A 17,871-nucleotide genomic window follows, 5' to 3' on the forward strand; every position below is an offset into this window, starting at 1 on the left:
CCTTCGCCCCGCTGATCGGCCAGGAGGCCCTGGGCCAGCGTGCCGACGGCTCCTGTTTTCCGCTGATGTTTTCGATTCGTCAGATGCGCGAAAGCCTGGCGCCGCGCTACCTGGTCACGGTCATCGACATCACCCGGCGCAAGCGCCTGGAGCAGGCACTGCGCGAAGCGCGGGATTCGCTCGAGGACAAGGTGGTGGAACGGACCCGCGAGCTCGAGGCGATGCAGCAGGAGCTGGTGCAGGCCGAAAAACTGGCGGCGCTCGGAAGGATGTCCAGTGCCGTGGTGCATGAGCTCAACCAGCCGCTGACGGCGATGCGGACCTATCTCGCGATCTGTCGCCAGCAACTCGATCAGCCACTGTTGCTCGGTGAAAGTCTCGGCCAGGTGAATTCGCTGGTCGATCGCATGGCGCTTATTACCCGGCAGCTGAAAACCTTCGCTTTCCGCAAGCCGGAGCGGATGGAGCCGGTGGCCCTGGGCGCCTGCATCGATCAGGCGCTGTCGCTGTTCCGCGGGCGCCTGCAGGAACAGGGCATCGAACTTCAGGTCGAGCGCAACTGCGACGACGACAGGGTCGCCGGGGACAGTGCCCGTCTCGAACAGGTGCTGGTCAATCTGATCCGGAATGGCTGTGATGCGATGGCGGACCGGGGCGGGCCCCGGATCCTGAGTCTGAGGCTGGCCGCCGAGGGGGACTGGTTGCAGCTGGAGGTCGGCGACAGCGGTGGCGGGATCGACCCGAGCGCACGGGAGAAGCTGTTCGAGCCGTTCTTCACCACCAAGTCGATCGGCAACGGTCTCGGTCTCGGGCTGTCGATCGTGCGTTCGATCGTCCGTGACCTCGGGGGCGAGATCCGTGCCGACAACCGACCGCAAGGCGGCGCCGTCTTCAGCCTGCGGTTGCCGAAGTATGTCGAAACAGCCTGAAGTACAAAGAGGAGACAGGATGGGTGCGAAGGGGCGGGTGCTGCTGGTCGATGACGAAGCCATGGTGCGCGATGCCACGCAACAGTGGCTGTCGATGGCGGGCTTCGAGGTCGAGGCGTTCAGCCAGGCCCAGGGGCGCTGGCACGGCTGCAGCCGGGGTTCGACGGCATCCTGGTGACCGACGTGCGGATGCCGGGCATGGATGGCCTCGAGCTGATGCACGAAGCGCTGACCCGGCTGCCGGGGCTGCCGGTGGTGCTGGTCACGGCCCATGGCGATATCGACATGGCGACCCGGGCGATGCGCGACGGCGCCTACGATTTCATCGAAAAGCCCTTCGTGCCGGAGCGGCTGGTCGAGACCCTGCAGCGCGCCTGTGACAAGTGGCGGCTGCTGCTGGAAAACCACCGTCTGCAACAGGACCTGGCCTCCAGGTCCGGCATCGATGCCCGGCTCATAGGGCTGTCGCCGCCGATGCAGCGGCTGAAACAGGAGCTGCAGACGCTGGCGGCGATCGATACCAGCGTCATCATCTACGGCGAGACCGGCACCGGCAAGGAACTGGTGGCCCAGTGCCTGCACGATTTCGGACCGCGCCACCGGCGCCATTTCGTGCCGATCAATTGCGGTGCCATTCCCGAGTCGCTGATCGAGAGCGAGCTGTTCGGTCACGAGGCCGGTGCCTTTACCGGCGCGACGAAAAGGCGCATCGGCAAGCTCGAATATGCCGATGGCGGCACCCTGTTCCTCGACGAGATCGAGAGCATGCCGCCCCATCTGCAGATTCGCCTGCTGCGCGCGCTGCAGGAAGGAGTGATCGAGCGTCTCGGCGGCAACGAGCCGATCAGGGTCGATTTGCGGGTCGTGGCGGCGGCCAAGACCGATCTGCGCACCGAGGAGCAGTTTCGCGAGGACCTCTACTACCGCCTCAACGTCTCCCAGCTGCATATCCCGGCACTGAGGAGCGCCTTGACGATGTGCCGCTGCTGTTCGATTACTATGTCGGTCGCTGTGCCGCCCAGCACGGACGCGAACCGCGCCGGCTGTCGGAGCTGGACCTCAAGACGCTGCAAAGCTACGGCTGGCCCGGCAATGTCCGTGAACTGCGCAATATCGCGATGCGTTTCGCCCTCGACGACCGCGTTCAGCTCAGCGAGCTGCTGTTTCCCCGCCAGACGCCATTGCAGCAGCGCCGGCCCGCCGATACGGTCATCCAGCCGCTGGCGGTGCAGGTCGGTGCCTTCGAGGCGGATCTTATCCGCGCGTCCCTGCAGCGGCATCAGGGCAATATCAAGGCCGTGCTGGAAGAGCTCGACCTGCCGCGTCGCACCCTGAATCAGAAGATGATCCGCTACGGCATCAACCGTGCCGAATTCACCGGCGATATGAACGCCTGATACCGCTTTTCGGCCATTTATTGCCTATGGTTGATGCTGAGAGCCGTAGCCGGAGGCGAAATACCCCGGTAAAGCGGCTTTTCGAGCCGTATCGGCCATATTTGGCCCAAGCGTTGGCGTCCCGATAAGCCAAAAATGGCCTATCGGTCCGTCGTTGTTCGATGATTGGGAAAATAATCCTTACAAATCAATCGTTAAGGATTTTCTTAAATATTGGCATTCGGCTTGCTTTATCCGCTGTCGAGTTTCACCTCGATGACAACAACAGCAATAAGCAGGTAACAGCATGAAAAAACGCACGCTTCTGAAAGGCATCGCGATGGCCCTGACCGCGGGTACCCTGGGCGCGACGGCCTCCCTGGGTCAGGCGGCCGAGAACCGCTCCTATATCCTGGCGACCGCCTCGACCGGCGGCACCTATTATCCGGTCGGCGTCGCGCTGGCAACTCTGGCCAAGGTCAAGCTCGAACCGACCCAGGGGCTCGCCATGTCGGCGATCAACTCCGCCGGCTCCGGCGAAAACATCAAGCTGATGCGCGAGAACGAAGCCCAGTTCGCGATTCTGCAGGGGCTCTACGGCGCCTGGGCCTGGGACGGAGAAGGGGATTTCGCGACCTCGGGGCCGCAGAAGCAGCTGCGCTCCGTGACCATGCTGTGGCAGAACGTCGAACAGTTCGTGGTGCGCAGCGAGTATGCCAAGACCGGCACCATCCAGGACCTCGAGAACCTGGCCGGCAAGAAGTTCTCGATCGGGCCGAAAAATTCCGGTACCGAGGGGTCCGGGCGCACCATCCTCGGCAACCTGGGCATCGATGCCGAGCAGTTCGATATGGCCTACATGGGGTACGGCCCCTCGGCCGATGCGCTGCAGAACGGCACCGTCGAGGGCATGAACATTCCGTCCGGGGTACCGACCTCGGCGATCACCCGGGCCTTCGCGGCGCTGGGCAGCGATATCCGCATTCTCGATTTCACCGACGAGGAGATCGAGAAGGCCAACGGCCGCTACAAGCTCTGGACCCGTTTCACCATCCCGGCCAACACCTATCCGGGACAGACGAAGGACGTCCAGACGATGGCGCAGCCGAACTTTCTCGCGGTGCGCGACGACATACCGGAAGAGGATGTCTACCAGCTGACCAGGACGATCTACGAAAACCTGGCGTTCCTCAACGGCATCCACAAGGCCACCCAGGCGATGGCGCTGGAGAAGGCGATTGCGGGCATGCCGGTACCGCTGCATCCGGGTGCGGCGCGTTACTATCGTGAAGCCGGGATCGAGATTCCCGAACATCTGATCGCCGAGTAAACAAAGAACGTAGGATGGGTGAAGCCGCAATGGCACACCGCTGACGTAATGCAGCGCAGTTTACGCGGCGCAACCCATCATCGGCGCCTCAGGCGTCTGTCTCGTTCGGCACGAGTGTCGATAGGCCGCACCCTGAATCCATCGATGGGTTACGGTGCGCGTCCAGGGCACGCAGGGCCGGTAATCGCGAGCTGAGCGCACCTCCACCCATCCTACGAAGTGTCAAAAACTTCCAGCCGGTACCTTCGGTTACCGGTTGCCTCTCCCGTTCCAAGATTACGGATAGACCTATGAGTACCGAACCCCAAGTCAGCGATCAGGAAACGGCGGACAAGCTAAAGAGTCTGGAGTTGACCCGACGCCCCGAAAAGTCCGTCACGGGACGCTTTATCTACTGGATCGGCGTGCTGTTTTCGCTGGCCCACATCTATTTCAACACTCTCGGTACCTGGTCCGAGCTCTATGTCTCGGCCGTTCATTTCGGCGGTTTCGCGCTGATCTGTGCGTTGATGGTGCCGGGCATCGGCAGTGCGACGCCGGCCGGCCAGAAAGCGGTGCTGCTGCTGGATATCCTGGTGGGACTGGCCGCCATCCTCTGTGCCCTCTATCTGATCGGTTTCGAGGATGCGCTCTATGACCGCGGCGTCGATTTCGTGGCCTCGGACTGGGTGTTCTCGCTGCTGGCGATCCTGGTGGCGCTGGAGATGGCACGCCGTACTACGGGCTGGTTCATTCCCTGCCTGATTGTCGTGGCCCTGACCTACGTGTTCTGGTGGGGGCCTCTTGTCGGGGGCATGTTCGGCTTTGCCGGCCTCAGCCTCGAGACGCTGCTGTACCGGTCCTATTTCGGTTCCGACGGCATGTTCGGCTCCATCGCCCGGATCTCCTGGACCTATGTCTTCATGTTTATCCTGTTCGGCGCCTTCCTGGTGCGCTCCGGTGCCGGCGATTTCATCATCGAGCTGTCGCGCTGCGCCGCCGGGCGCTTCGTCGGCGGACCCGGTTTCGTCGCGGTGCTGGGCTCCGGACTGATGGGCTCGGTGTCCGGCTCCTCGGTCGCCAATACGGTGTCCACCGGCGTCATCACCATTCCGCTGATGCGCCGCGCCGGCTTTCCGGCCCGCTTCTCGGCCGGCGTCGAGGCGGCCGCCTCCACCGGCGGACAGCTGATGCCTCCGGTGATGGGGGCCGGTGCCTTTATCATGGCCTCCTATACCCAGATTCCCTATGTCGACATCATCGCCATCTCGGCGCTGCCGGCGCTGATGTACTTCCTCTCGGTCGGTTTTTATGTCCGCGTCGAGGCGATGCGCAGTCATGCCCATGCCGTCGAGCTGGATACCCGCCCGCTGAAGGAGGTGCTGAAGGAGGGCTGGCACTTCCTGCTGCCCCTCGGCGTGCTGGTCGCGCTGCTGATCTACGGCTTCACACCGACCTATGCCGCCGGCATTTCGATTATCGCGGTGGTGGTGTCGTCCTGGCTGTCGAAGAGTCCGATGGGGCCGCGGGCGGTGTTCGATGCGCTGGCCCAGGAGCCCGCAACATGGCCACCACCGCGATGCTGCTGGTGGCCGTGGGACTGGTGGTCAATGTCGTCGCGATGACCGGTATCGGCAATACCTTCTCGCTGATGATCAGCGACTGGGCCGGCGGCAGTCTGCTGATCACCATCCTGCTGGTGGGGCTGGCATCGCTGGTGCTGGGCATGGGGCTGCCGGTGACGGCGGCCTATATCGTGCTGGCGACCCTGTCGGCACCGGCGCTGTACAACCTTATCGCCGAAACCCGGCTGGTCGAACTGATGATGAGCGGCGGGCTGCCGGAGGCGGCACGGATGATCTTCATGCTGGTGGATCCGGAGAAAGTCACGGCGCTGGCGTCGCCGATGTCCGAGGCCGATGCGCGGGCGCTGCTGGCCCAGGTGCCGCAGGACTTCACCGGTCAGTTGCTGTCCCAGGCACTGGATCCGACGGTGTTGTCGATGACCCTGCTGTCGGCCCATATGATCATCTTCTGGCTGTCCCAGGACTCCAACGTCACGCCACCGGTCTGCCTGACCGCCTTCGCCGCGGCCGCCATCGCCAAGACGCCGCCGATGGCCACCGGCTTTACCGCCTGGAAGATCGCCAAGGGGCTCTATGTGGTGCCGCTGCTGTTCGGCTATACCAACCTGATCGGCGGCAGTGCCGACGAGGTGCTGCGGGTCTTCGTCTTCGGTGTCTTCGGGCTCTATGCCTTCGTCGGTTTCATGGAAGGCTACCTGGAAGGCCGGCTGAACCTGGTGGCCCGTCTGGTCAGTGGCCTGTCCGCCCTGGCCATGCTCTGGCCCCATGACAATCTGCTGATCGACCTGGCCGGGCTTGCGGTCTTCATTGCCCTGTTCGTCTACAGCCGCCGCGGTATCGGGTCTGCAGCTGCGGCCGCCTGAAGTGAAGGAGTCTTCCATGGACAAACACTACGACTTTATCGTGATCGGCGGCGGCATCCTCGGGATGTCGACCGCCTGGCAGCTGCAGCAGGCCTGGCCCGGGCGTTCTGTGCTGGTGCTGGAAAAGGAAGAGGGGCCTGCGCGACACCAGACCGGACACAACTCCGGCGTGATCCATGCGGGCGTCTATTACAAGCCCGGCAGCCTCAAGGCGCGCTTCTGCAAGGAGGGTAACGCGGCGACCACGGCGTTTTGCGACGAACATGGCATCCGCTACGATCGCTGCGGCAAGTTGCTGGTGGCGACCAGCGATATCGAGTACCAGCGCATGATGAATCTGGTCGCGCGCTGCGAGCAGAACGGCATCGCGATCGAGGTGCTGTCGCAGCAGCAACTGCACGCGCGCGAGCCCAACATCAGCGGTGTCGGTGCCATCTTCGTGCCCTCGACGGGCATCGTGAGCTTCACCGAAATCACCGCCAGGATGGCCGAACTGGTGCAGCAGCAGGGGGCGAGATTCGCTACTCAACCGAGGTCACCGCCATCGACGAACAGGAGAGCGGGGTCGAGGTCATCACCGCCGGGGCCGCGTCGGCGGCGATTACCTGGTGGCCTGTGCCGGTCTGATGGCGGATCGGGTGGTACGCATGCTGGGGCAGGAGCCGGCGTTTCGCATCATTCCGTTTCGCGGCGAATATTTCCTGTTGCCGCCGCAGCACAACCGCATCGTCAACCACCTGATCTACCCGATCCCGGATCCCGAGCTGCCGTTCCTCGGCGTGCACCTGACGCGGATGATCGACGGCACCGTGACCGTCGGACCCAATGCGGTGCTGGCGTTCAAGCGCGAAGGCTATCGCAAGCGCGATATCAGCCTCTCCGATACCCTCGAAATGCTGCGTTATCCGGGTCTTCGCAAAGTGGTGATGAAGAACTTCAGGGCGAGCCTGACGGAACTGAAGAACTCCCTCAGCAAGCGCGGCTATCTCAAGCTCGTGCAGAAATACTGCCCGCAGCTGAGGGTCGAGGACCTGAGGCCCTATCCGGCCGGCATCCGCGCCCAGGCCGTGAGGCCGGACGGCAGCCTGGTCGACGACTTCCTCTTCGTCAGTACCGGGCGGGCGCTGGTGGTCTGCAATGCGCCGTCGCCAGCGGCCACATCGGCGATTCCGATCGGCAGGCATATCGTCGAGCAGGTAAAAGCGCTGGTTTCGTCGGTTGGGTCAATCGGTAGGGTGGAATGAGCCTAAGGCGAATTCCACCGGGATTGTCGGGTTCTGCGTGAAACACCCGGTGGAGCGCCGCCCGGAGCGCGACCCACCGGAGTGCGACCCACCGATGCAATTCCGCCGGGGTTGTCGGAATTCCTGCGGCGACTCGATCTGTGATGCGATCGATATGACGGGTTCCGCGATGCCCGAATCCGGCGAGAAACGGTCAATTGCTGCAGACGCATCGCTGCACCCATCCTACGCTATTAGGCAGAACGGGAGGGGCCGACAGTGAGTGAGAGCACCATAATCCAATGGCGGCGGCGCTATCTGAGCGCACCGCTGCTGCGCAGGATCCGCAGGCTATTGCCGCCGATCTCCGATACCGAACGCGAGGCGCTGGAAGCCGGCGGGCTCTGGTGGGATGCCGAACTGCTCAGCGGCAAGCCCGACTGGGACAGCCTCCTCGCCGCCGGTCCGCCGCGGCTGAGCGACGAGGAGCAGGCCTTCCTCGACGGGCCGGTCGACGAGCTGTGCCGGATGATCGACGACTGGGCCATCAATGCCGAGCTCAGGACACTGCCCGAAGCCATCTGGTCCTTCCTCGCCGGGCAGGGCTTTTTCGGCATGATCATCCCGAAGGACCAGGGCGGTCTGGGCTTTTCCGCCTTCGCCCATTCCGAGGTGGTGATGCGGCTGTCGTCGCGCAGCATCGCGGTGGCCGTCACAGTGATGGTGCCGAACTCCCTGGGGCCCGGCGAGCTGTTGCTGGAGTACGGCACCCAGGCGCAGAAGGACTGGTACCTGCCGCGTCTGGCCGATGGCCGTGAGATTCCCTGTTTTGCCCTGACCAGTCCCGAGGCTGGTTCCGATGCGGCGTCGATGGTGGATCGTGGTGACGTCTGCTATGCCGAGCACGAGGGCAGGCGAACACTGGGCATGAGGGTCAACTGGCGCAAGCGCTATATCACGCTTGGTCCCCGCGCCACCCTGATGGGGCTGGCATTCAAGCTCTACGACCCGGACCATTTGCTTGGTGAGCGCGACGCTCTCGGCATTACCCTGGCGCTGGTGCCGACCGGCACGCCGGGCGTCGAGATCGGCGACCGTCACTATCCGGCGCTGCAGGCGTTTCTCAATGGTCCCAACGAAGGCCATGACGTCTTTGTCCCGATGGACTGGGTGATCGGCGGTCAGGCGCGCATCGGCCAGGGCTGGATGATGCTGATGAGCGCGCTGGCGGCCGGGCGCAGCATCTCGCTGCCGTCGCTGAGTACCGGTTCGGCGAAATTGGCCTGCAGGAGCAGCGGCGCCTATGCCCGCATCCGGCAGCAGTTCGGCGTGCCTGTCGGTCAGTTCGAAGGGATTCAGGAAGCCCTCGGGCAGATGGCGGCCGAGCTTTATCTGATCGATGCCGCGCGTCGGGCAACGGCCCAGGCACTGGATCAGGGACAGATTCCCGCGGTGATATCGGCCATCCTCAAGGTCCAGGCCACCAGCCGGATGCGGCGGATCGTCTTCGACGCCATGGATATCCATGGCGGCAAGGCGATCTGTGACGGTCCCGGCAATTATCTCGGCAACCTGTTTCGCGCCATACCGATTGCCATTACCGTCGAAGGGGCCAACATTCTGACCCGCAGTCTGATCGTCTTCGGCCAGGGAGCCGTGCGCTGTCACCCCTTTCTGCTCGGGGAGATGGAGGCGGCCGGGGAGGCGGACGAGACGGCCGGCATCGAGGCATTCGACCGGCTGCTGTTCGGCCACTTGCGGCACCTGCTGGCCGCACTGGGCCGCAGCCTGGGGCATGGCCTCAGTCTCGGGCGCCTGGCCGCCGCGCCGCGGGGCGCCGGGGGACTCGCCGGCCACTACCGGGCGCTCAGCCGCTATGCGGCCACGCTGACCTGGACCACGGAGGTCGCCCTGCTGGTGCTGGGGGGCGCGCTCAAACGCCGGGAGATGCTCTCGGCCCGTCTCGGCGATGTGCTTGGCGAGCTGTTTCTGCTCAGCATGATGCTCAAGCACCACCGGGATGGCGGCAGTCCCCTCGAGGAGCGGCCGCTGGTGGATTACTGCATGCAGAGTGGCTGCCACCTGGTTGAGCAGCGTCTGGGCGAGGTGTTCGACAACTTTCCGTCGCCGGTCTGGCGCTGGTTGCTGCGGCTGACCGCCTTTCCGCTGGGGCGCTGGCGGCGGCGTCCGGATGACGACCTGACCCGTACCTGTGCCGGGCTGCTGACGCGGCCCTGTGCCACCCGCGAGCGGCTGACCGGCGGCATCTGCCTCGGCAATACCGGCGACGGTATCGATCTGGTGGAAGACGCCTTCAATCGTGTCGTGGCGTGCGAACCGCTGCGCCGGCGCATGACGGAGGCGGGGCTCGAGGATCCGGACGAGGCGCAGCGCCAGGGCCTGCTGTCGCCACAGGAGGCCGGACAACTGAAACAGGCCGATGAGGCCGTTGCCCGGGCGATCGAGGTCGATGTGTTCAGCTCTCTGGATCCGGTGCGGCAAAAATGAGGAAACAACGCCGCATCGCTGATGCCTAAAAAGGAAGCAAGACGTGAGTTCGTAGGATGGGTGAAACGACGCAGTGCAACCAGATACGTGATACTTACGCAGCCTGGGCGTCGTGTAACCCATCTTAAGGTGTCGGTTTAGTAACGCGGACGCCGGAGTTATTGATGGGTTACGCCGCAAACGATCTCCTGCGCGCGGACAGTAAAGTGCTGTTGCGGCTCCATCCATCCTACAGACTGTTAAATCAACGTGGAGCCCTTCCGCTCACGGCCGACGGCTTGCAGCGTTCGGGCGGAGGTGAATCATGCGGCAGAATCTTGCCCGTAAATTGATAGCAACACACCTGCTGGACGGCGATATGACGCCCGGCGAGTCGATCGCGCTGCGTTTCGATCAGACCCTCTGCCAGGACGCCACCGGTACCCTGGTGATGCTGACGCTCGAGGCGATGGGGCTCGATCGGGTCCAGACCGACCTCTCGGTGCAGTACGTCGATCACAACCTCATCCAGGAGGACAGCAGGAATCCGGACGACCACCGCTTTCTCGAAAGCGCGGCGCGGCGCTTCGGACTCTGGTTCAGTCGCCCGGGCAACGGCATCAGCCATCCGCTGCACATGCTCAATTTCGGCGTGCCGGGCGCGACGCTGATCGGCTCCGACAGCCATACCCCCGCCTGTGGTGCGATCGGCATGCTGGCGATCGGCGCCGGCGGTGCCGATGTCGCCACGGCCATGGCCGGCGAGCCTGTCTGGCTGCAGATGCCGGAAATCTGGGGCGTCGAGCTGACCGGCCGGCTGCCCGACTGGGTCAGCGCCAAGGACGTCATTCTGGAAATGCTGCGCCGCCACGGTGTCTCGGGCGGGGTCAACCGCATCATCGAATACCGGGGCCCGGGACTACAGAGCCTGAGCGCCATGGACCGTCATGTGATCGCCAATATGGGGGCGGAACTGGGCGCGACCACTTCTGTATTCCCGTCCGATGCCGAAGTACGGCGGTTCCTCGAAAGCGAGGGGCGGGGCCATGAATGGCGCGAATTGTGCGCCGATGAAGGCTGCGACTACGATCATCACGACAGTATCGATCTCGGCAGTCTCGAGCCGCTGATCGCGAGGCCCTCGAGTCCGGGCAATGTCGTGCCGGTGACCGAGGTGGCCGGCGAGCCGATCTATCAGGCCTATATCGGTTCGTCGGCGAATCCGGGCTTTCGGGACTTTGCGATTGCCGCCGAGATGGTAAAAGGGCGGCAGGTCGCCGATGGGGTCTCGTTCGATATCAACCCGACGTCGCGGCAACTGCTGCAGCGACTGATCCGCTCCGGGTACCTGGATGTGCTGATCGCGGCCGGCGCGCGCCTGCATCAGGCCGGCTGCAACGGCTGTATCGGCATGGGGCAGGCACCGGCGACCGACCAGAACAGCCTGCGTACCACGCCGCGCAATTTTCCCGGCCGCTCCGGCACGGCCGAGGACCGGGTCTGGCTGTGCAGCCCCGAAACCGCAACGGCCTCGGCCCTCGAAGGGGTCATTACCGACCCGCGCGGCCTCGGCCTCGACTATCCGGCCTTGGCGCCGCCCGAAGGCTGCGAACTGGACGCCCGGCTGTTCGAAGCGCCGCCCGTGGACGGGCGCGGCATCGAGCTGATCAAGGGACCCAATATCGTTTCGCTGCCGGTATTCGAACCGTTGCCGCAACGGCTGGAACTGCCGCTGCTGCTGAAGCTCGGGGATGACGTCTCGACCGACGAAATCATGCCGGCCGGCGCCCGGGTGCTGCCGTATCGCAGCAATATCCCGAAGATCGCCGAGTTCGTATTCGAAAAGCTGGCGCCGGAATATGTCGAAGAGGCCGGCAGACTGAAGGAGCAGGGCGGGCATGCACTGCTGGCCGGGCGCAACTACGGCCAGGGCTCGAGCCGCGAACATGCCGCCATCGCGCCACGTCATCTCGGCCTTCGACTGGTGATCGCGAAAAGCTTCGCCCGCATCCACTGGCAGAACCTGGTCAACTACGGCGTCCTGCCGCTGACGCTGAAAGACGAAGCCGATTACGAGCGGCTGCAGCCGGGCGATGTGCTGGTGCTGGAGGAGCTGCAGAACCTGGCTCCGGGGCTGAGGCTACAGGCCCGGATCAAGGACAGGGAGGGGCAGCTGGCGCTCGAGCATCAGCTGTCGGAGCGCCAGTGCGCGCTGATCCAGGCCGGCGGCCTGGTCAACTGGTTGCGAAACAAGGCTTCGTAGGCGGGCCGCCGCGGTGCGAATGACCGCGGTGCCAAATCTATTCGCCTCGGGGCGAGGCTCCTACGATCAGGTGTTACGGCTTTGGCTGTAGGCGCGCTGCCGCGTTGCGAATGACCGCGGTGCCGACTGTGTTCGCCTCGGGGCGAGGCTCCTACAATTATTCCTCCGGCTCGTAGCCGAGGTTCGGCGCCAGCCAGCGTTCCGCCTCGGTCATCTCCATGCCGGTGCGCTGGGCATAACTCTCGACCTGGTCCTCGCCGATCTTGGCAACGCCGAAATACTGCGCCTGCGGATGACTGAAATACCAGCCGCTGACCGCGGCCGTCGGCAGCATCGCATAGGACTCGGTGATGGTGATGCCGGCGTTCCGCTCGACCTCGAGCAGCTGCCACAGCAGTCCCTTTTCGGTATGGTCCGGGCAGGCCGGGTAACCGGGCGCCGGACGGATGCCGGCGTATTTCTCCCGAATCAGGTCCTCGTTGTCGAGCTGCTCGTCGGCCGCGTAGCCCCAGAACTCGCGGCGCACGCGGGCGTGCATGCGCTCGGCGAAGGCTTCGGCCAGACGGTCCGCCAGCGCCTTGACCATGATGCTGTGGTAGTCGTCGTGGTCGGCCTCGTATTTGGCCACCAGTTCGTCGACGCCGATGCCGGCGGTGACGGCGAAGGCGCCGTAGTAGTCCTTTTTGCCCGATGCTTTCGGCGCGATGAAGTCGGTCAGGCACATATTGGCCTTGCCGGCGACCTTCTCGGTCTGCTGGCGCAGGTGATGCAGGCGCATCAGTACTTCGCTGCGGGAATCGTCGGTGTAAAGCTCGATATCGTCGTCATCGACGCTGTTGGCCGGGAAAATGCCGATCACCGCGCGGGCCCTGAGCAGCTTCTCGTCGACCAGTTGCTTGAGCATCGCGCGGGCATCGTTATAGAGCTTGGTGGCTTCCTCGCCGACCACCTCGTCGCTGAGGATGCGCGGAAAGCGGCCGGCCAGCTCCCAGGACTGGAAGAACGGTGTCCAGTCGATGTAGTCGACCAGTTCCGACAGGTCGTAGTCGTCGAACACCTGGATGCCGAGCTGTTTCGGTACCGGCGGGGTGTAGCTGTCCCAGTCGATGGCGAACTTGTTGGCGCGCGCGGCCTGCAGCGAGACGCGGCGCTTGTCGTTCTGGCGCGCGGCGTGGCGCTCGCGGATCGCGGCGTACTCTTCCTGCACTTCCCTGACGAAGGCCGCCTTGCGGGTCTTCGACAGCAGGGCGGAGGCGACGCCGACGGCGCGCGAGGCATTGGTGACATGGACCACCTGGTCGCGCTTGTAGCCTTTCTCGATCTTCACCGCGGTGTGGGCCTTGGAGGTGGTGGCACCGCCGATCAGCAAGGGAATCTCGAAGCCCTGGCGTTCCATCTCCTGGCGACGTGAACCATCTCGTCGAGGGACGGCGTGATCAGGCCGGACAGGCCGATCAGGTCGGCATTTTCCTCGCGGGCGGTCGTCAGGATCTTCTCGGCGGCCACCATCACGCCAAGGTCGATCACCTCGAAGTTGTTGCACTGCAGCACGACGCCGACGATATTCTTGCCGATATCGTGGACATCGCCCTTGACCGTCGCCATCACCACCTTGCCGGCGGAGCTGCTGACGTTGTCGGCCTTTTCCGCCTCGATAAAGGGCATCAGGTAGGCGACCGCCTTTTTCATCACCCGGGCGGATTTCACCACCTGCGGCAGGAACATCTTGCCCGAACCGAAGAGGTCGCCGACCACGCCCATGCCGTTCATCAGCGGACCTTCGATCACCTCGATGGGGCGGTCGTGGTTGCAGCGGGCCTCTTCGACATCCTCGTCGATGAATTCGGTAATGCCTTTCACCAGGCTGTGGCTGAGGCGCTGGTTCACCTCCCAGGAACGCCACTCCTGGGCTTCGGGGCTTCGGCCGCGGCACCATCGCCGCGGTATTTCTCGGCGATCTCGAGCAGCCGCTCGGTGCCGTCGTTGCGGCGGTTGAGGATGACGTCCTCGACGCGCTCGCGCAGTTCCTCGGGCAGGTCGTCGTAGATCGCCAGCTGGCCGGCGTTGACGATGCCCATGTCCATGCCTTTCTGGATGGCGTGGTAGAGAAAGACGCAGTGGATCGCCTCGCGCACCGGGTTGTTGCCGCGGAACGAGAAGGACACGTTGGAGACGCCGCCGGAGATCTTGGCGTAGGGCAGGTGCTGCTTGATCCAGCCGGTGGCCTCGATGAAGTCGACGGCGTAGTTGTTGTGTTCGTCGATACCGGTGGCGACGGCGAAGATGTTGGGGTCGAAGATGATGTCTTCCGGCGGGAAGCCGACCTTGTCGACCAGCACCCGGTAGGAGCGCTCGCAGATCTCCTTCTTGCGCGCGAAGGTGTCGGCCTGGCCGGTTTCGTCGAACGCCATGACGATGACGGCGGCACCGTAGCGGCGCACCAGCCGCGCCTGTTCGATGAACTTGTCTTCGCCTTCCTTGAGGGAGATGGAGTTGACCACACCCTTGCCCTGGATGCATTTGAGGCCGGCTTCGATCACCTCCCATTTCGACGAGTCGATCATGATCGGCACCCGGGAAATATCGGGCTCCGACGCGATCAGGTTGAGGAAACGCACCATCGCCGCCTCGGCGTCGAGCATGCCCTCGTCCATGTTGATGTCGATGATCTGGGCGCCGTTCTCGACCTGCTGGCGCGCCACGTCGAGCGCCGTTTCGTAGTCGCCTTCCTTGATCAGGCGCTTGAACACCGCGGAGCCGGTGACGTTGGTGCGCTCGCCGACATTGACGAACAGGGTATCCTCGCCGATGTTCATCGGCTCGAGCCCGGCCAGCCGGCATTCCGGCTTGATCCCGGGCAGGGCCCGGGGCGCCTGCGGTTCGACGGCCTCGCGGATGGCGCGGATATGTTCGGGGGTGGTACCGCAGCAGCCGCCGACCAGATTGAGGAAGCCGGAGCGGGCCCACTCGGCGATCTCCCCGGCCATCTCCTCCGGCGTCTCGTCGTACTCGCCAAAGGCGTTGGGGAGGCCCGCATTGGGGTGTACCGAAACATGGGTTTCGGCGATGCGTGCCAGCTCCTCGACGTACTGGCGCAGCTCCTTCGGCCCCAGGGCGCAGTTGAGGCCCACCGAGATCGGCCGGGCGTGACGCACCGAATTCCAGAAGGCTTCGGTGGTCTGGCCCGACAGGGTGCGGCCCGAGGCGTCGGTAATGGTGCCGGAGATCATCACCGGCAGGCGGAGGCCGTTGTCGTCGAAATACTTCTCGACCGCGAAGATCGCCGCCTTGGCGTTGAGGGTATCGAAGATGGTTTCGATCAGGATGATATCGGAGCCGCCCTGCACCAGGCCGTCGATCGATTCCAGGTAGGCCTCGACCAGTTCGTCGAAACTGACGTTGCGGTAGCCCGGGTCGTTGACGTCCGGCGAGATCGAGCAGGTGCGGTTGGTCGGCCCCAGCACCCCGGCCACATAGCGCGCCTCGCCGGTTTTCGCTTCGACCTCGTCGCAGATGCGGCGTGCCAGGCGGGCGGCTTCGACGTTGATCTCGTGGCTCAGCGACTCCATGTCGTAGTCGGCCATCGCGATGCGGGTGGCGTTGAAGGTGTTGGTTTCGACGATATCGGCCCCGGCAAGCAGGTAGTCCCGATGTATATCGGCAATCAGTTTCGGCTGGGTCAGCACCAGCAGATCGTTGTTGCCCTTGACGTCGGTATGCCAGTCGGCGAAACGCTCGCCGCGATAGTCCTGCTCTTCAAGCCGGTGCTGCTGGATCATGGTGCCCATGCCGCCATCGATGATCATGATGCGGTTGTTGAGCGTGTCCTGCAGTGTCTTGAAACGATTTACTTCTGTCACCTGTTCGGCCCCGGTCGAATATCAATCCATAAGGTTCGCTATTGTAAATCAAAAGCTTGCCGCTTTTCCTGAGTGCTGTTCAAGGTGAGTTGAAAAAAATTGCAAACAGACAGGCACAAAAGGGCCTCATTCTGCGCCCGGCAGGGGCGCCGTGATCGTGCCGGGGCCCGTTGTCGAGCCGGCAGCTGCAGGCATGACGGCCCGGCAACCCTTTCCGGTTTCGGTGTCGCAATGCAAAAAAATGAGCACGTCCGGCCAATTTGAGTGTAAAAAAGGTAGAATTCGATCGCCCGCCGCGGCAGTCAAGGTATGGCAGAAGGTAGCGAACATCCATGAACAGAAAATCGAAGCCAGCGGAGGTCAGCATGGAAAACCTGCTGCGGATCTTCACCGTTCCCGAAGCCCCGGGGTCGACACTGAGCCGGCTGGAGAACCATATTTCCGCCAACCTTGCCGGGTTCCTGCAGGATCATATCGTTGCCGAAGAGACCGATCTGGTAAAGATCGAGCGCGATTTCAACGACACCGAGATCCCGGAGCAGCCGGTGTACGTGTCCGATCAGGCCCAGTTCCTGCTCGAGAAGGTGGTCGCCCAGTCCGTGCATACCTCCTCGCCGAGTTTCGTCGGGCACATGACCTCGGCGTTGCCCTATTTCATGATCCCGCTGTCCAAGATCATGATCGCCCTGAACCAGAACCTGGTGAAAACGGAGACCTCGAAGGCCTTCACGCCGCTCGAGCGCCAGGTGCTGGGCATGCTGCACCGTCTTGTCTACGGCGAGCCGGAGGCGTTTTACGACCGCTGGCTGCACGACAGCCACAGACACCTGGGGCTTTCTGCTCCGGGGGCACCGTCGCCAATATCACCGCGCTCTGGGCGGCCCGTAACCGGGCCTTCGGTCCCGATGGCGACTTCCCGGGCATTACGCGCAGCGGGGTATTTGCCGCGATGCGTCATTACGGCTGTGAAGGCACTGCGGTGCTGGTATCGGAGCGTGGCCACTATTCGCTGTCCAAGTCCGCCGACGTGCTCGGGATCGGGCGCGATCAGATCGTCACCGTCGAGACGGATGGTCACAACCGGATCCGTCCGGATGCCCTCGAGGCGAAGCTGAAACAGCTGCAGCGGCAGAATATCCGCCCCTTCGCGCTGGTCGGCGTGGCCGGCACCACCGAGACCGGCAATATCGACCCCTGGACAGGCTGGCCGATATCGCCCAGGAACGGGGAATCCATTTCCATGTCGACGGCGCCTGGGGGCCGACGCTGTTCTCCGACCGTTACCGCGGCCGCCTGAAGGGCATCGAGCGCGCCGACTCGGTGACCATCGACGCGCACAAGCAGCTCTATGTGCCCATGGGCGTCGGGCTGGTGCTGTTCCGCGATCCCTCCGCGCTCGGCAGTATCGAGCACCACGCCCAGTACATCATCCGCCAGGGCTCGAAGGATCTGGGCAGTGCCACCCTTGAAGGGTCCCGTCCGGGAATGGCGATGCTGGTGCATTCGGCGCTGAAGATCATCGGTCGCCGCGGCTACGGCCTGCTGATCGACAACGGCATCGAAATGGCCCGGCGCTTCGCCAGCCGGGTCGACACGCTCGAGGACTTCGAACTGGTCTCCGAGCCCGAACTCAATATTCTGACCTACCGCTGGGCGCCGGCCCCGGTGCAGGAAACGCTGCGTGGCGCCGATGCCGATCTGTGCCGGCGGATCAACGAGGTGCTCAGCCGCATCACCCGTACCGTGCAGAAAACCCAGCGCGAGCACGGCAAGGCGTTCGTCTCCCGCACCCGCCTGACGCCCGAACGCTACGGGCGCCAGCTGATCACGGTGTTTCGCGTCGTGCTGGCCAACCCCTGACCACCGACCAGGTGCTGCAGGACGTTATCGAGGAGCAGCGCGAGATCGTCCGGGGCATGGCCGGGGATGCCGACATTGCCGAACTGAACCGGCTGGTCAGCTGCCCGGTCGCCTG

General features: G+C 64.0%; 9 protein-coding genes and 4 pseudogenes. 11 read left to right on the top strand and 2 right to left on the bottom strand.

Annotation, left to right across the window (positions count from 1 at the left end; translation table 11 throughout):
- Positions 1–65: 65 nt before the first annotated feature.
- The 9 genes and pseudogenes from ACFQDL_RS26280 (at position 66) to ACFQDL_RS26320 (ending at position 12,036) form a co-directional block, all read left to right on the top strand.
- Complete coding sequence (locus ACFQDL_RS26280; protein WP_379911583.1) at positions 66–929, top strand: sensor histidine kinase; 864 nt, start codon at positions 66–68, stop codon at positions 927–929.
- 19 nt (positions 930–948) lie between these two features.
- Positions 949–1,107: a response regulator gene (locus tag ACFQDL_RS26285; RefSeq protein WP_379911584.1), complete on the top strand. Its 159-nt coding sequence runs from the start codon at positions 949–951 to the stop codon at positions 1,105–1,107.
- Positions 1,104–1,829, top strand: a pseudogene (locus tag ACFQDL_RS33075) (sigma-54-dependent transcriptional regulator); the annotation flags it as partial. The gene ACFQDL_RS26285 and the pseudogene ACFQDL_RS33075, both read left to right, overlap by 4 nt.
- Positions 1,830–1,906: 77 nt before the next feature.
- Positions 1,907–2,326, top strand: a complete 420-nt coding sequence (locus ACFQDL_RS33080) for an AAA-type ATPase lid domain-containing protein (protein ID WP_465264019.1) — start codon at positions 1,907–1,909, stop codon at positions 2,324–2,326.
- A 286-nt stretch (positions 2,327–2,612) separates the two neighbouring features.
- Positions 2,613–3,635: a TAXI family TRAP transporter solute-binding subunit gene (locus tag ACFQDL_RS26300; RefSeq protein ID WP_379911586.1), complete on the top strand. Its 1,023-nt coding sequence runs from the start codon at positions 2,613–2,615 to the stop codon at positions 3,633–3,635.
- Positions 3,636–3,925: 290 nt separating this feature from the next.
- Positions 3,926–6,063: pseudogene (locus ACFQDL_RS26305) on the top strand (TRAP transporter permease).
- Between the two features lie 16 nt (positions 6,064–6,079).
- Positions 6,080–7,307 (top strand): annotated as a pseudogene (lhgO, locus tag ACFQDL_RS26310) (L-2-hydroxyglutarate oxidase).
- A gap of 258 nt (positions 7,308–7,565) precedes the next feature.
- On the top strand, positions 7,566–9,794 hold the full coding sequence (locus ACFQDL_RS26315) for an acyl-CoA dehydrogenase (RefSeq protein WP_379911587.1): 2,229 nt from the start codon (positions 7,566–7,568) through the stop codon (positions 9,792–9,794).
- Positions 9,795–10,098: 304 nt separating this feature from the next.
- On the top strand, positions 10,099–12,036 hold the full coding sequence (locus ACFQDL_RS26320) for an aconitate hydratase (protein WP_379911588.1): 1,938 nt from the start codon (positions 10,099–10,101) through the stop codon (positions 12,034–12,036).
- Positions 12,037–12,193: 157 nt separating this feature from the next.
- Here ACFQDL_RS26320 and metH read toward each other — a convergent pair.
- Positions 12,194–15,842, bottom strand: a pseudogene (gene metH, locus ACFQDL_RS26325) (methionine synthase).
- A gap of 419 nt (positions 15,843–16,261) precedes the next feature.
- Between metH and ACFQDL_RS26330 the strand changes: the two are divergent.
- A complete protein-coding gene (locus tag ACFQDL_RS26330; protein WP_379911589.1) occupies positions 16,262–17,011 on the top strand; it encodes a hypothetical protein in 750 nt (249 codons plus the stop codon).
- On the opposite strand, the gene ACFQDL_RS26335 is transcribed toward ACFQDL_RS26330, so the two are convergent.
- The gene (locus ACFQDL_RS26335; RefSeq protein ID WP_379911590.1) at positions 16,971–17,138 is read right to left on the bottom strand and encodes a hypothetical protein; all 168 of its coding nucleotides are present in this window, start codon (positions 17,136–17,138) and stop codon (positions 16,971–16,973) included. The two genes, ACFQDL_RS26330 and ACFQDL_RS26335, sit on opposite strands and share 41 nt — an antisense overlap.
- Between ACFQDL_RS26335 and ACFQDL_RS26340 the strand changes: the two genes are divergently transcribed.
- Complete coding sequence (locus tag ACFQDL_RS26340; protein ID WP_379913363.1) at positions 17,127–17,756, top strand: pyridoxal-dependent decarboxylase; 630 nt, start codon at positions 17,127–17,129, stop codon at positions 17,754–17,756. The two genes, ACFQDL_RS26335 and ACFQDL_RS26340, sit on opposite strands and share 12 nt — an antisense overlap.
- Positions 17,757–17,871 lie beyond the last annotated feature (115 nt).

Origin of the sequence: Marinobacterium aestuariivivens, from assembly GCF_042661465.1 — a bacterium.
Taxonomy (GTDB): Bacteria; Pseudomonadota; Gammaproteobacteria; order Pseudomonadales; family Balneatricaceae; genus Marinobacterium_A; species Marinobacterium_A aestuariivivens.